General features: G+C 69.7%; 15 protein-coding genes. 2 read left to right on the forward strand and 13 right to left on the reverse strand.

Going from position 1 to position 14411, the window contains the following annotated elements:
• Nucleotides 1-172 precede the first annotated feature (172 nt).
• Genes ACLBWJ_RS05305 through ACLBWJ_RS05320 form a run of 4 tightly spaced genes read right to left on the reverse strand, consistent with a single transcriptional unit; the run spans nucleotide 173 to nucleotide 3765 of the window.
• Nucleotides 173-808: a response regulator gene (locus ACLBWJ_RS05305; RefSeq protein WP_112616828.1), complete on the reverse strand. Its 636-nt coding sequence runs from the start codon at nucleotides 806-808 to the stop codon at nucleotides 173-175.
• A complete protein-coding gene (locus ACLBWJ_RS05310) occupies nucleotides 805-1980 on the reverse strand; it encodes a sensor histidine kinase (protein WP_274178516.1) in 1176 nt (391 codons plus the stop codon). The genes ACLBWJ_RS05305 and ACLBWJ_RS05310 overlap by 4 nt, the downstream gene beginning before the upstream one ends.
• 16 nt (nucleotides 1981-1996) lie before the next feature.
• Complete coding sequence (locus ACLBWJ_RS05315; protein ID WP_269267410.1) at nucleotides 1997-2872, reverse strand: ABC transporter permease; 876 nt, start codon at nucleotides 2870-2872, stop codon at nucleotides 1997-1999.
• Entirely contained in the window at nucleotides 2869-3765 is an 897-nt protein-coding gene (locus ACLBWJ_RS05320) for an ABC transporter ATP-binding protein (RefSeq protein WP_447659853.1), read from the reverse strand. Before ACLBWJ_RS05320 ends, ACLBWJ_RS05315 begins: the two co-directional genes overlap by 4 nt.
• Before the next feature lie 94 nt (nucleotides 3766-3859).
• Between ACLBWJ_RS05320 and ACLBWJ_RS05325 the strand changes: the two genes are divergently transcribed.
• Nucleotides 3860-5059: a pyridoxal phosphate-dependent aminotransferase gene (locus ACLBWJ_RS05325; protein ID WP_447659854.1), complete on the forward strand. Its 1200-nt coding sequence runs from the start codon at nucleotides 3860-3862 to the stop codon at nucleotides 5057-5059.
• Between the two features lie 92 nt (nucleotides 5060-5151).
• Here the strand turns inward: ACLBWJ_RS05325 and ACLBWJ_RS05330 are convergent, their stop codons facing one another.
• The 7 genes from ACLBWJ_RS05330 to ACLBWJ_RS05360 are packed head-to-tail and all read right to left on the reverse strand — an operon-like array spanning nucleotide 5152 to nucleotide 12660.
• Nucleotides 5152-6288 carry a UDP-N-acetylmuramate dehydrogenase gene (locus ACLBWJ_RS05330; protein WP_269267406.1) on the reverse strand — a complete coding sequence of 379 codons (1137 nt, stop codon included), beginning with the start codon at nucleotides 6286-6288 and terminating at the stop codon, nucleotides 5152-5154.
• Between the two features lie 2 nt (nucleotides 6289-6290).
• Entirely contained in the window at nucleotides 6291-6698 is a 408-nt protein-coding gene (locus ACLBWJ_RS05335) for a MaoC/PaaZ C-terminal domain-containing protein (RefSeq protein ID WP_112616814.1), read from the reverse strand.
• Nucleotides 6695-7144, reverse strand: a complete 450-nt coding sequence (locus tag ACLBWJ_RS05340) for an FAS1-like dehydratase domain-containing protein (RefSeq protein ID WP_274178511.1) — start codon at nucleotides 7142-7144, stop codon at nucleotides 6695-6697. The genes ACLBWJ_RS05335 and ACLBWJ_RS05340 overlap by 4 nt, the downstream gene beginning before the upstream one ends.
• A 9-nt stretch (nucleotides 7145-7153) precedes the next feature.
• Nucleotides 7154-7990: a sulfite exporter TauE/SafE family protein gene (locus ACLBWJ_RS05345; protein WP_274178549.1), complete on the reverse strand. Its 837-nt coding sequence runs from the start codon at nucleotides 7988-7990 to the stop codon at nucleotides 7154-7156.
• On the reverse strand, nucleotides 7990-8835 hold the full coding sequence (locus tag ACLBWJ_RS05350) for a DUF2510 domain-containing protein (RefSeq protein WP_258524636.1): 846 nt from the start codon (nucleotides 8833-8835) through the stop codon (nucleotides 7990-7992). Before ACLBWJ_RS05350 ends, ACLBWJ_RS05345 begins: the two co-directional genes overlap by 1 nt.
• 43 nt (nucleotides 8836-8878) lie before the next feature.
• Nucleotides 8879-10936 carry an ABC transporter ATP-binding protein gene (locus ACLBWJ_RS05355; RefSeq protein ID WP_274178510.1) on the reverse strand — a complete coding sequence of 686 codons (2058 nt, stop codon included), beginning with the start codon at nucleotides 10934-10936 and terminating at the stop codon, nucleotides 8879-8881.
• On the reverse strand, nucleotides 10933-12660 hold the full coding sequence (locus ACLBWJ_RS05360) for an ABC transporter ATP-binding protein (RefSeq protein ID WP_447659855.1): 1728 nt from the start codon (nucleotides 12658-12660) through the stop codon (nucleotides 10933-10935). Before ACLBWJ_RS05360 ends, ACLBWJ_RS05355 begins: the two co-directional genes overlap by 4 nt.
• A gap of 113 nt (nucleotides 12661-12773) precedes the next feature.
• Between ACLBWJ_RS05360 and ACLBWJ_RS05365 the strand changes: the two genes are divergently transcribed.
• On the forward strand, nucleotides 12774-13469 hold the full coding sequence (locus ACLBWJ_RS05365; RefSeq protein WP_112616804.1) for a GTP pyrophosphokinase: 696 nt from the start codon (nucleotides 12774-12776) through the stop codon (nucleotides 13467-13469).
• 24 nt (nucleotides 13470-13493) lie between these two features.
• Here ACLBWJ_RS05365 and ACLBWJ_RS05370 read toward each other — a convergent pair whose 3' ends face one another.
• Both ACLBWJ_RS05370 and ACLBWJ_RS05375 read right to left on the reverse strand, forming a co-directional pair.
• Entirely contained in the window at nucleotides 13494-13916 is a 423-nt protein-coding gene (locus ACLBWJ_RS05370; protein WP_282502171.1) for an organic hydroperoxide resistance protein, read from the reverse strand.
• A complete protein-coding gene (locus ACLBWJ_RS05375; protein ID WP_240309688.1) occupies nucleotides 13913-14407 on the reverse strand; it encodes a MarR family winged helix-turn-helix transcriptional regulator in 495 nt (164 codons plus the stop codon). Before ACLBWJ_RS05375 ends, ACLBWJ_RS05370 begins: the two co-directional genes overlap by 4 nt.
• Nucleotides 14408-14411: the final 4 nt, after the last annotated feature.

Below are 14411 nucleotides of genomic sequence, written 5' to 3' on the forward strand. Positions count from 1 at the left end.
CGAGCGGGATCGACGCGCACCCCGCGAGAAGCAATAGCGTGGCCGAGCCCGTGGCCAGCGCCACCCGCATCCGCATCCCCGCTGCCCTCCCCTGCCCTGTTGCTTCCGTTCCCTCCCACGCTACGACAGCGCCCGCTCCCGCACGTGACGACCCCATAACGAGGGCTTCGGGTCAGGGAAGCAGGCCGCGCTCGAGGGCCAGGGTCACGGCGCGGGTTCGGCTGTCGACGCCGAGCTTGTCGTAGACCCGCAACAGGTGCGTCTTGACGGTCGACTCGCCGATCCCGAGCTGCACCGCGATCTGCCTGTTGCCGTGCCCCGCGGCGACGAGGCGCAGCACGTCCGTCTCGCGCGGAGTGAGAGCGGATGCCGCCGGCTCGGGCTGCCGCATCCGTTCCACCAGACGCACCGCGACGGCCGGCGAGAGAGCCGACTGGCCGGCGGCGACCGACCGGATTCCCGCCACGATCTCCTCGCGTGGAGCCGCCTTCAGCAGATAGCCGCTGGCTCCGGCCTCGATGGCGGCGAGGATCTGGTCGTCGCTCTCGTAGGTCGTGAGGATGAGCACGCGCGGCCCCGCGGCCCCATCGCGCGCCGCCACGATACGAGCCGTGGCTGCGACGCCGTCGAGCACCGGCATCCGGAGGTCCATGAGGATGACGTCGGGATGCGCCTCGGTGGCGAGCCGGACGGCCTCGTCGCCGTCGGCGGCCTCCGCGATCACCTCGAACCCGGGCTCGTCGGCGAGCAGACCGACCAGCCCCGCCCGGACGATCGGGTGGTCGTCGACGATGAGCAGACGGATCATGCGCGCACCGCCGCGCCAGCGCTCGGCACAGGCGACCCGGGCAGCCGAACGGAGAGCGTCGTCCCCGAACCCGCGACGGCCGTGATCTCGAGGTTCCCCCCGGCGAGTGCGACTCGCTCGCTCATGCCGTCGAGACCGTACCCGGTGCGCGGAGACGAGACGTCGAACCCGCGCCCGTCGTCCTCGACGACCAGTCGCAGGGCGCCGTCGTCCTCGCGCGTGAGCGCCACCGTGACCCGCGCGGCTCCCGCGTGCTTGCGCACGTTGGCCAGCGCCTCCTGCAGGCAGCGCAGCGCGACGACCTGCGTCTCGCGATCGGCCCCGGAAGCCGTGTCGACGACGGAGATCTCGAGCCCGGTGTCGGCGCGGAAGCGTTCGGCGAGCCGCTCCACCGCAGCGCCGAGCACGGGGTCGTCGGGGACGGCGGCGGTGCGCGCGACGATCGCACGGGCCTCGCCAAGCGCGTCGCGAGCGGCCACCTCGAGGCGCTCGACCGCGGTCGCGGCGCCGCCTGCATCCCCCGCGCGCGAACGCCGCCCGGCCTGTTCGGCGAGCATGACGATTCCCGCGAGGGTCTGCGCGAGGGTGTCGTGGATCTCGCGGGCCAGATGCTCCCGCTCGTCGGCCGCGCCCTTGTCGCGGCTGAGCGCCTCGACCTGCTGCTGCGCCCGGGAGAGCTCGTCGAGCAGGCGCGCGCGCTCGGTGCCGTATGCGGCGATCGCTGAGATCCACCACCCCATCGCGATCGAGAACGCAACCGAGAGCACCGCGACGGCAGCTGCCTCCAGCAGCGCGTCGGGAGCGAAACCGAAGCCGCCGGCATACCCGACGAGCATCCCGGCGCCGACCGAAAGCGATCCCACGACACCATCACGGCGCAACGGAGCGAAGATCCACACCAGCGGATACACGATGACCTGCATCGTCGCGAGCGAGACCTCGCCGAACGTCATCGCTGCGATCGAGACCGTCACGACGGCGAGGAACACCGCGAAGCGCCGGGGATCCTCCGCGCCGGCGGAGGGCCGCGCGATCAGATACGCCGCGAGCAGGAGCACCAGGCCCGCGACCGCCCACGGCAGCCGGTCCGTCTCTCCCGCGGCTGCGAGGATGCCCACGCCGAGGGCGAGCACGACACCGACGGCGACATCCACCCAGCTGCGACTGATCACGCTCCCATCCTGCCCCTCAGCGGATGCGCGAGCGGATGCGGGCCGCCGCGAGCACCGCGAACGCCACGGCCACGACAGCGAGCACGACCGCCGCGACCCAGACCGGGACCGTCGCCGACCCCACCTGCAGGTCGAGCCCGTAGATGCGGCTGAGCTCCTCGACCGCGCCCGGCGCCCCGCCCGCGAGGCGATCGAGTGGATCGGCGGCGAACTCGCGCCGCACGAGCATCGCCGACTGCGCGAACGGGAGCACGCCGACGGCATCCCGAACGGCGTCGGGGAACGAGCCGACGGGGATGTACGCACCCGCGACGAAGCCGGTCAGGGTTCCCACGAGGGTCGACAGTCCCGAGTACGACCCGCTCGTGCGAAGAAACGACACCACGAACGCCCAGAGCGCCGTGTAGGCGGCCACCGAGAGGACGGTCCACAGCACGATGCGGATGATCTGCCCGGCGTCGGGGAGCGTCCGCCCGGTGAGCCCGAGGTAGGCCAGCGCGACGGCGAGCACGATCAGCGTGGTGATCAAACCGATGATGAACGCCGACCCGAGGTAACCGAGCACGAGCTGCGCGCGGCGCACCGGCGAGACGAGGAAGTCGCGGAACCGTCCGGACGCGGCATCCTCGACGAACGTCGACAGCGCGCCGAGCGGCGTCGTGACGGCGGCGACGGCCACGACCCCGGCGAACATCCACGAGTCGACGAAGTCGCGGGCGGCGTCGGCATCGAACCCCGGAGTCGCGGCGAGCGAGTCCACCTGCATCTGGCCGAGGAACAGGGCGTAGAGGAGGAACACCACCAGGGCGCCGGTGAGCGAGAAGAACACCCCGAGCGGGTCCCGGTAGAACAGTCGGAGATTGCGCCCGACGTACGCCTGCACGGTCTTCATCGCGCCGCCTCCCCTGTTGCTGTCTCCCCCGCCGCCGCCTGTCCGGTGAGGGCCAGGAAGACGTCGTCCATGCGTCCATGACGGAACTCGAAGTCGAGCACCGCGCCGCCCCGTTCGGCGAGGATGCGGCGGGCTTCGGCGGCATCCGCCACCGCGATGCGCTCGTCGCCGTCGGCCGTGACGAGCGACAGGATGCTGGAGCTGTACCGCGCCCGCAGCTGCGCCGGAGTGCCGTCGGCGACGATCCGCCCGCGGTCGATGATGCAGACCTGGTCGGCCTCTTCCGTCTCCTCGAGGTAATGCGTCGTGAGGAACACGGTGAGACCGGCGCGCTCGCGCAGCTCATGGATCGTCCGCCACACCATCTGCCGGCTCGCGGGATCGAGTCCCGTCGTCGGCTCGTCGAGGAAGACGATCTCCGGGTCGTGGAGCAGCGCGCGGGCGATGTCGGCGCGGCGACGCTGCCCGCCCGAGAGCCGGCCGTAGCGACGGTCGATGAACTCGCCCAGGTCGATGATCTCGGCGAGGCGGTCGATGCGGTCGCGGATCGCCGCCGTCGAGCCGAGGTACGGACGCGCCCGCACCGTCAGGTTCTCGCGCACGGTGAGGGCGGAATCGAGGAGCGAGTCCTGGAAGACGACGCCGATCGCGCGGCGCACGGCGTCACCGTCGGAGCGCACGTCGTGACCGGCGACCTCGAGCTGCCCCGCATCCGGCTCGATCACAGTCGTGAGAGCGCTGATCGTCGTGGACTTGCCGGCCCCATTCGTCCCGAGGAACGCGAACACGCCCCCGGCGGGCACCTCGAAGCTCACGTCGTCGACGGCCGTCACGTCGCCGTATCTCTTGGTCAGGCCGCGCACGACGGTCGGTGCGCTCGCTCTCGTGGTCATGCCTCCAGCGTGCCGGTTCCGTCGCCGGCGCGGGAGAGGTCATCCGGTCGATCCCCGTCCACCATTCGGTGGACCACGCCGCTACTCTCGAAGGGTGACCGAACGCGCACCGCTGTCCCGCAAGCTCTTCGCCATCGCCGAGTCGGCGACCCTCAAGGTCGACGCCAAGGCCAAGGCCCTGCAGGCCGCCGGCCGGCCGGTCATCTCGTACGCCGCGGGCGAGCCCGACTTCTCGACGCCGCAGTTCATCGTCGAGGCCGCTCAGCACGCCCTCGCCGACCCGGCCAACTACCGGTACACCCCCGCCGCCGGCCTCCCCGTGCTGCGCGAGGCGATCGCCGCCAAGACGCTGCGCGACTCGGGCCTCGAGGTCCAGCCCTCGCAGGTCATCGTGACCAACGGCGGCAAGCAGTCGGTGTACCAGGCCTTCCAGACGGTCGTGAACCCCGGCGACGAGGTGCTGCTGCCCGCGCCGTACTGGACCACCTATCCCGAAGCGATCGCCCTGGCCGACGGCATCCCGGTCGAGGTCTTCGCCGGCGCGGACCAGGAGTACAAGGTCACCGTCGAGCAGCTCGAGGCCGCGCGCACCGAGCGCACCACCGTGCTCGTCTTCGTCTCGCCGTCGAACCCCACCGGCTCGGTGTACACGCCCGAGGAGACCGCGGCGATCGGCCAGTGGGCGCTCGAGCACGGCATCTGGGTCATCAGCGACGAGATCTACCAGAACCTCGTCTACGAAGGCGCCCGCGCGGTCTCGATCGTCGAGGCCGTGCCCGAGCTCGCCGGTCAGACGATCCTGGTCAACGGTGTCGCCAAGACCTACGCCATGACCGGATGGCGCGTGGGCTGGATGGTCGGCCCCGCCGACGCCATGAAGCTCGCCGGAAACCTGCAGTCGCACCTCAGCTCCAACGTCAACAACGTCGCGCAGCGCGCGGCTCTCGCCGCACTCACCGGCCCGCAGACCGAGGCCGAGGAGATGCGCTTGGCCTTCGACCGTCGGCGCCGGCTCATCGTCGAGGAGCTCGCGAGGATCCCCGGCGTCGAGGTCCCCAACCCCCTCGGGGCGTTCTACGTCTACCCCGACGTCACCGGACTCCTCGGACGCTCCTGGGGCGGCGTCGAGGCGAACACGAGCCTCGAGCTCGCCGACCTGATCCTCGAGCAGGCCGAGGTCGCCGTCGTGCCCGGCGAGGCCTTCGGTCCGTCGGGCTACCTGCGCCTGTCGTACGCGCTCGGTGACGATCAGCTGCTCGAGGGCATCCAGCGCCTCCAGCGCCTCTTCTCCTAACCCCCTCTCGTTTACCCGTCGACTCGCCAAGAAACGCGGATGCCGGTGCCCGACCATCCGCTTTCTCTGGCGAGTCGACGGCAGCGACGGGGTTAGAGCTCGACACCCACGAGGACGGGCTCGGGCTGCAGGATGAGGCCGAACTCGGCCTGCACGCGCTGCTGGACGAACCGCGCGAGTGCGGCGAGCTCCTCGGCCGTCGCTCCCCCGCGGTTGGTGAGCGCGAGGGCGTGCTTGGTCGACAGGCCGGCTCGCGATCCGGGCAGCGAGAAACCCTTGCCGATACCGGCGTGCTCGATGAGCCAGGCCGCGCTCACCTTGACGTCTGGCTCGGCCACCTCACCCGTCGGCGAGACGCCGTAGTACTCGTTCAACGGGATCACCCGGTCGCTCACAGGGTCGGGTGCCACCGGCCAGCGCGGGCAGGCGTCGGGCAGCGTCCGCGCGAAGGCGGCGGTCACCACGGCGTTCTGGAAGAACGACCCGGCGCTCCACGTGTCGGGGTCGGCGTCGTCGAGCACCATCCCCTTGCTGGCCCGTACGGACAGCACGGTCTCGCGCACCCAGCGCAGCGACACCGTCGCCTCCGGGTCGAGCCCCAGGGCGCCGCGCAGCTGCGGCCCGCTGATCGCGAACTCGCCGTGCCCGACGCGGTCGAGCTCGAGCGTGATCGACAGGATGACCGCGGAACGCGCCGCGACCGATCCGTGGTGATGCTTCAGCACCGAGGTGCGGAAGCCGAGGCCCAGCTCGGATGCCGGCACGACACTGACCTCGCCGGTCGACTCGTCGAGCAGCTCGACCTCGACGAGGGTCTGCACGACCTCCTGACCGTAGGCGCCGATGTTCTGAACGGGAGCTGCCCCCGCGGTGCCCGGGATGCCCGACATCGCGGCGATCCCGCCGAGACCGGCCGCGACGGCGTACTCGACGAGGTCATCCCACGAGTGTCCGGCCTGCACCTTCAGACGCGCACGCCCGGGATGCGGCGACGGCAGCTCTTCGATCCCGGTCGTGCGCACGGCGACGACGGTGCCGTCGAACGGCTCGTCACCCACCAGCAGGTTCGACCCGCCTCCGACGACCAGCCAGGGCTCACCGGCCGTCCACAGCTCGCGCATCGTGGCGACGAGCTCGTCGGCCGTGTGCACCTCGACCATGCGGTCGGGCACGGCGCCCGCGCGCAGCGTGGTGAGCTCCGCGAGGGGTCGCGGTTCGATCTCGGCCACGGTCACTCGGCGGTGCGCACGCGCACTTGCGCCTTGCCGAGCACGACGGTGCCGTCGTGGCTGACGGTCAGGTCGATGCGTGCGACGCCCTCATCGACGGCGCCCACCTTCGCGACGACGGTGAGAGTCGCGCCGGTCTCAGCATCGACGACGACAGGGCGGGTGAAACGCACGCCGTACTCGACGATGCGGCCGCTGTCGCCGAGCCACTCCACGATCGTCTCGACGGCCAGCCCCATCGTCAGCATTCCGTGGGCGAGCACACCGGGCAGGCCGACGCGTGCCGCGACGTCGTCGCGGTAGTGGATGGGATTGAAGTCGCCCGATGCCCCGGCATACCGTACGAGCGACTCGCGCGTGAGCTCGACGGTGCGTTCGGCGACGACGGACCCGACAGTCAGATCGCTCATGCGTCCTCTCCCCCGACCAGCAGCACGGAGACGGCGGTCACGACGTGGTCACCGGCGACGTCGCGGATATCCGCCTCGCTCGTCACCATCGCCCCCTTGCCGAAGGCACGGATGCCGGTGACGGTGAGCTGCGCGGTGAGCTCATCGCCCGCGACGATCGGGCGCGTGTAGCGGAATCGCTGCTCGGCGTGCACCGTCCGCTCGAGGGCGATGCCCGAGTCGGCCTCGCCCAGGAGCTGCTGCAGCGTGAGGTCCTGGATCACCATGGCGAAAGTCGGCGGAGCGACCACGTCGGTGTAACCCAGCGCACGTGCCGCTTCGGGGTCGGTGTGCTGCGGATCGGTCGCGAAGACGGCGCGGGCGAACTCGCGCACCTTTTCGCGACCCACGAGGTACGGGGCGGTCGGCGCGAAGGCGCGGTCGACCAGATCGGGGTTCACGGACACCGTCCGATTCTACCGGTGGCCCCCCGACGGCTGCGCGGCCCGCTTCGTCGCGCGTGCCGCCCGGTGCGCCTTCACGGCGCGGATCGCCATCTGAGACGCGATGAAGGTGAGGAACACGGCGAAGAGGATGTTGGCCGTCAGCGGGTTCAGCAGCGTCGCGATCCACGCCCCCAGCGCCGTGGTTGTACACGCGGCGAGCCCGACGACGAGGGCCGCGACGAGGTCGACGTTGCGTCGCCGAGCGTTGCCGACGGTTCCCGAGATCGCGGTCGGGATCATCATCAGGAGCGAGGTGCCCTTCGCGATGAGGTCGCTCGTGCCGAAGAGGAACATCAGCGCCGGAACGACGATCACGCCTCCGCCCACACCGAGCAGGCCGGCCATGATCCCCGTGAACAGCCCGAGCCCGGCGAGCCCGATACCGACGCCCCAGTTCAGCTCGAGTACCGCGTCACGCGAGGGCACCACGATGAAGAGCATCACGATGACCACGACGAGGAACCCGACGAAGCCCCACCGCAGCGCGTTCTGCGGGATCTTGGCCAGCAGCCAGCTGCCGATCTGTGCGCCGATCACGGCACCCGCGGCGAGGATGATGGCCGGGACCCAGGCGACGGATCCGGTGAGGGCGTAGGAGATGACGCCGACCGAGGCCGTGGGGACGATCGCGGCGAGGGAGGTTCCGGCAGCCAGCCGCTGGTCGAATCCGAGCAGCAGCACCAGGAGCGGGACGATGACCGTTCCGCCGCCGACGCCGAACAGTCCCGACAATAGGCCGGCCGCGAGCCCGACCCCGGCACACGCCAGATAGAACCGCGCGCTCCGGCGCGCACCACGCTCGACCATCACTGCTCGACGTAATCGTCGATGAGCCAGCCGGAGCCACCCGGAACGAGCGTGTAAAGCGCTGAGAAGCTCGCGGGAACGGGGTTCTCGAGCGGAGCACCGGCGGCGTCCGCCGTCTGCGTGAAGGTCTCGACGGTTTCCACGTAGATGGTGTCTCCTTCTCGGGTCGTCGAGATGAAGCTCACCTCGTAGTCCTCGACCGAGTTGTTGAACTCGCGGGCCGCCTGGGCGAAGTCCGCGCAGTCGGACAGCCCGCCGCTCGCGAGGAACTCGGGAGTCAGGATGGCCTGGTAGGCCGCGCAGTCCATCTCGTCCCATGCGTCGTCGTACGCGTCGACGATGTCTTCGGCCGCCCGCAGATCGGCCCCCTGGACCGCAGTCGCACCGGGGCGATCGCTGCTCGGATCCAGGATCCCCACGATGAAGCGCGGAATGAACACGGCGGCGAGGACGACGAGCCCGACGAGGACGACGCCGAGCGCGACGAAGACGATCCAGAGCCGGGAACGGCGCGCAGGCGCTGCGTCGGTTTCGCCGACGGCGCCGGTCACGGCCGCTGTCGCGATCGACGGATGCGCGCCGGGATACACCGGCGCGAACCCTCCCGGCGACGGCGGGATCGGCGGCAGCGCGTCGGTCGGCGACGCCGTGTCGGATGCCGCGACCCCGTGCTGGCTCTCGGCGAGGGAGGCCTCCGTCACGGCCGGCGGTTCTTCGGGCTGAGACTCGGCCTCCGGCTCGGGCTCGACGGGGGCGTGTGTGTGCTCGGTCCACCGCGAGCCGTCCCACCATCGCAGTGCGCCGTGCCCGTCGTCGTACCAGCCCGGAGGCGTCGAACCGCTCAACTCTGCCTTCTCTCGCGTCGGGCGCAGATCCGCCTCGTTCAGACTACCGATCGGCCGAGACCGGCCGGCCGCCCGCGGCATCATCGGCCGCGCCGAGCTCGGCGACCGAATCCGGCTGCTCCGTCGCCGCCTGCTCGAACTGCGATTGGTACAGACGCCAGTAGGCGCCCTGAGCCGCGATCAGCTCGTCGTGCGAGCCCTTCTCGACGATGTCGCCGTGCTCCATCACGAGGATGAGGTCGGCATCGCGAATCGTCGACAGCCGATGCGCGATGACGAAGGAGGTCCGCCCCTCGCGCAGCGCCGACATGGCCTGCTGCAGCAGCAGCTCGGTTCGGGTGTCGACGGAGCTCGTCGCCTCGTCGAGGATGAGCACCGCGGGCTGCGCCACGAACGCGCGCGCGATCGTGATGAGCTGCTTCTCGCCGGCCGAGACGTTCGCGGCATCCTCGTCGAGGACGGTGTCGTACCCGTCGGGCAGCGAATGCACGAAGCGGTCGACACGCGTCGCGATCGCCGCCTCGACGATCTCGTCGTCGGTCGCGCTCTCGCGGCCGTAGCGGATGTTGTCGCGGATCGTGCCGGCGAAGAGCCAGGGGTCTTGCAGCACCATCCCGGTGCGCGAGCGCACGTCGTCTCGGGACAGCTCGGAGATGTCCTGACCGTCGAGGAGGATACGGCCGCCGTCGAGCTCGTAGAAACGCATGAGGAGATTGACGAGCGTGGTCTTGCCGGCCCCGGTCGGACCGACGATGGCGACCGTCTGGCCCGGCTCGACGCGGAAGGTCAGGTCGGTGATGAGGGGCTTCTCGGGAGAATAGGCGAAGCGGACATGCTCGAACTCGATCACGCCGCGGCCTCCGCGCGCCGGCTCGACATCGGGAGCGTCGGGGTCCTGCTCGTCCTCGTCGAGGAGCTCGAACACCCGCTCAGCGGAAGCCGTGCCCGACTGCACGACGGCGGCCATGCCGCCGAGCTCAGACAGCGGCTGGGTGAACTGCTGCGAGTACTGGATGAACGCCTGCACGTCGCCGAGTCGCAGCTGGCCCGAGGCGACCATCAGACCGCCGAGGACCGCGATGCCGACGTACGTGAGGTTCCCGATGAAGGTCATGCCCGGCATGATGAGGCCCGAGAGGAACTGCGCCTTGAAGGCCGCTTCGAAGAGCTCGTCGTTCTCGGCCTCGAACTTCTCGCGGGCGTCTCGTTCGCGACCGTACACGCGGACGAGGGCGTGCCCCGAGAACGACTCCTCGACACGAGCGTTCAACCGGCCGACCTTGCGCCACTGCACCGCGAAGGCCTTCTGCGACCGCGGCCCGATGACACCGAAGATCACGGCCATGAGCGGCAGCGAGACGAGCGCCACGAGCGCCAGCTGCCACGAGATCGAGAACATCATGAACAGCACGCCGACCACCGTCAGCACGCTCGTGAGCGCGGTCGAGAGGGACTGCTGCATCGTCTGCGTGATGTTGTCGATGTCGTTCGTGACCCGCGAGATCAGCTCGCCGCGCTGGACCCGGTCGAAGTACGACAACGGCAGCCGGTTGATCTTCGCCTCGACCGACTCGCGCAGACGCCACATCGTCCGCACCATGATGATGTTGATCACGAAGCCCTGCAGCCAGGTCAGCACGGCGGAGCCGACGTAGATCGCGAGGACGGTGACGACCACCCACTTCAGCCGGTCGAAGTCGACGCCCGCGCCCACCTGGAAGTTCTGCATCGCCCCGACGATGTTGGCGACATCCGTCTGCCCTGCGGCGTTGAGCGCCGCGACGACGTCCTCCTGGCTCGTACCCGGGGGGAATTGCGAGCCGAGGTTCGCGGAGACGACGCCCTCGAAGATGAGGTTGGTGGCATCGCCGAGCACGCGCGGGGCGAGGACGGCGAGAACCACGCCGACCGCACCGAGAACCGTCATGAGACCGAACACGAGGGCATAGGGGCGCAGCAGACCGATCATCCGCAGGAAGCTCGGCCCGAACTTCGCCGCCTTGCCGGGAGCGACACTGTCCCAGCTGCCGGAGTTCTGACGAGCCTGTTCCGCGAGCTCGAGCTCGGCGCGCTCCTCGTCGGTGAGGTTCTCGGCGCTCATGCGTCCACTCCCAGCTGCGATTCGACGATCTCGCGATACGTCTCGTTGGACTCGAGGAGTTCTTCGTGCGTACCGAGACCCGCCATCCGGCCGTCGTCGAGCACGAGGATGCGGTCGGCACCGGTCACCGTGGAGATCCGCTGTGCGACGACGATCTTCGTGACCTCCGGCAGTTCGCGCCACAGCGCTTCGCGCAGTCGCGCGTCCGTGGTGAGGTCGAGCGCGGAGAACGAGTCGTCGAAGACCAGGACGTCGGGGCGCCGCACGATCGCTCGTGCGATGGCGAGCCGCTGGCGTTGCCCTCCCGAGACATTGGTGCCGCCTTGCGCGATGCGCGCTTCGAGGCCTCCCTCCATCTCCACGACGAAGTCGCGCCCCTGCGCGATCTCGAGTGCCTTCCACAGTTCGTCGTCGGTCGCGTCCTCCCGCCCGAACCGGAGGTTCGACGCGACCGTGCCGGTGAACAGGAACGCGCGCTGAGGGACGTAGCCGATGCCGCTCCAGAGCAGGTCGAGGTCGGCCTCGCGCACGTCGACGCCGGCGACCGTCACCGATCCCCCGGTGACGTCGAACAGCCGGGGTATGAGCGAGACGAGCGTGGTCTTGCCCGACCCCGTCGACCCGACGACGGCGACCGTCTCGCCGGGATCCGCGCGGAACGAGATGCCCTGCAGCACCGGCGTCTCGGCGCCCGGGTAAGTGAACGCGACGTCGTCGAACACGATGGCGCCGGGCTCGGGGAACTCCCGCACGGGCGAGGCGGGACGCTCGAGCGCATCCTGAGAGGAGAGCACCTCGCCGATCCGGTCGGCGGAGACCGCGGCGCGCGGGATCATGATCGTCATGAACGTCGCCATGAGCACGCCCATCAGGATCTGGCCGACGTACTGCATGAACGCGAACAGCGTGCCGATCTGCACGTTGCCCTGATCGACCTGGATGCCGCCGAACCAGATCACGCCGACGACCGTGACGTTGAGCACCAGCATCGCCAGCGGGAACATCAGCACGAACAGCGACCCGACCTTGCGCCCGACGATCATGATGTCGGTGTTGGCACCGCGGAATCGCTGCTCTTCGATGCGCTCGCGGACGAACGCCCGCACGACCCGGACGCCGGTCAGCTGCTCGCGCATGATGCGGTTGACGTTGTCGAGCCGGGTCTGGAACTGGCGGAACAGCGGCACCATGCGGCCGATGATGAGCCCGGCGACCACGAGCAGGAGCGGCACAGCGACCCCGATCAGCCAACTGAGCCCGACATCCTGCTGCAGCGCCATGATGACGCCGCCGATCGCGAGCATCGGAGCTGTGACGAGCATCGTGGCGCCCATCATCGCGAGCATCTGCACCTGCTGCACGTCGTTCGTGTTGCGGGTGATGAGCGTGCCCGGACCGAAGCGCGACACCTCGCGCTCGGAGAAGCCGCTGACCTTCTCGAAGACGTCGCGTCGGATGTCGCGTCCCGCGGCCATCGCGGCACGGGCAGCGCACAGCGTCGCGATGACCGACGCGACGATCTGCCCGAGCGCGATGACCAGCATGATGGCCCCGCGCGACCAGATGTAGGCGGTGTCGCCTCGGGCGACGCCGTTGTCGATGATGTCCGCGTTCAGTCGAGGCAGATAGAGCGAGGCCATCGCCGAGCCGAACTGGAACACCAGCACGCCCAGGAGCAGCCACCGATAGGTGCGCAGATAGCGGAACAGGAGCTTGCCGAGCATGGGTCTCCTTGAGCGAGTCGACCGGACGGTTCATGGTAGCGCCGGGCTCCGACACGCGAACGACCGTGGATCCTCACAGCCGCCGCCGATGCCGGATCGGTACCGTCGGTGCCATGACGACCGGCAGCTCCGTGCCCCCGCTCTCGATCACCGACGGTCTCCAGAACTTCACGCCACAGGAGCTCCGGAGCCTGCGCGACGAGTTCCAGCAGTTCCTCCTGGAGTACCGCTTCGGCATGCAGGAGATCGAGACGAAGCTGCAGATCCTGCGCGACGAGTTCCAGCAGCTGCACGATTACAACCCCATCGAGCACCTCTCGAGCCGGCTGAAGTCACCCGACGGCATCGTGGAGAAGGTCGTCCGGAAGGGGGTCGAACCCGAGTTCGCGTCGATCCGCGAGCACATCACCGACATCGCCGGCGTCCGCGTCACCTGCAGCTTCACGCAGGACGCCTATCGCCTGTTCGACCTGCTCACGGCCCAGGACGACATCGAGGTCCGGACCGTCAAGGACTACATCGCTGAACCCAAGCCCAACGGCTACAAGAGCCTGCACGCGATCGTGGAGGTGCCCGTCTTCCTCTCGACCGGACGCATCACCGTGCCCGTCGAGGTGCAGTTCCGCACCATTGCGATGGACTTCTGGGCGAGCCTCGAGCACAAGATCTATTACAAGTTCGCCGCGAACGTGCCGGCGGAGCTGACCGCGGAGCTGAAGGATGCCGCCGAGACGGCGGCCGAGCTCGACGCGAAGATGGAGCGCCTGCACCGCGAGGTGCGGCACCGTCCCCGCGTCGTGCGCATCTGAGCGCGCGACGCGGGGACGCGGGGATCAGTCCTCCGAGACCGTGATCTCGACGGGGATGTTGCCGCGGGTCGCGTTCGAGTACGGGCACACCTGGTGCGCGGCGTCCGCGAGCTCCTGGGCGACCTCGCGCTCGACGCCGGGCAGCACGACCTCGAGGACGACCGAGAGCGAGAACCCGCCGGCATCCGTGGGGTGGATCTGCACCTGGCCGCCGACGGCCGAGTCGGTCACGTCGATCTTCTTGGAGCGCGCCACCATCTGCAGGGCGGAGTGGAAGCAGGCGGCGTAGCCGGCGGCGAAGAGCTGCTCGGGGTTCGAGCCGCTGCCCGAACCCCCCATCTCCTTCGGAATGGCCATCTCGAGGTCGACCCGGCCGTCCGTGGTGCGGACGTGCCCGTTGCGGCCGGCGCCCGTCGAGAGTGCTTCGGCGGTGTAGAGAGCGCTCATGCGTGCTCCTCCTTCATTTCCTTTTCGGGGGTGGTCTTCGTCGCGCGGGTATCCGCGCGCAGATCGGTGGCGGTGTCGCGCATCCCGTCCGCCAACTCGGTGAGGGCGGCGATCAGCTGCCGGGCACCATCGACGGTGACGCCCATCCCCTGCGCGATGCAGGCGGGCACGTGGGCGAGCTCCGAGCGCAGTTCGCGGCCTCGGGGGGTGAGCGACACGGTCACGACGCGCTCGTCGACACTGTCGCGACCCCGTTCCACCAGGCCGTCACGCGTCATCCGGCGCAGCAGCGGCGACAGCGTGCCGGAATCGAGGTCGAGCGCCTGGCCCAGGTCGCTGACGCTGCGGCCGTCGCGGTTCCACAGCAGCACGAGCACGAGGTACTGCGGGTAGGTCAGTCCGTGCGGCTCGAGGAGAGCCGCGTACGCCTTCGTCGTTGCCCGCGACGCGGCGTAGAGCGAGAAGCAGACCATGTGCTGCGTCGGTTCCATACAT

The sequence above is a fragment of the Microbacterium sp. M4A5_1d genome (assembly GCF_053345465.1).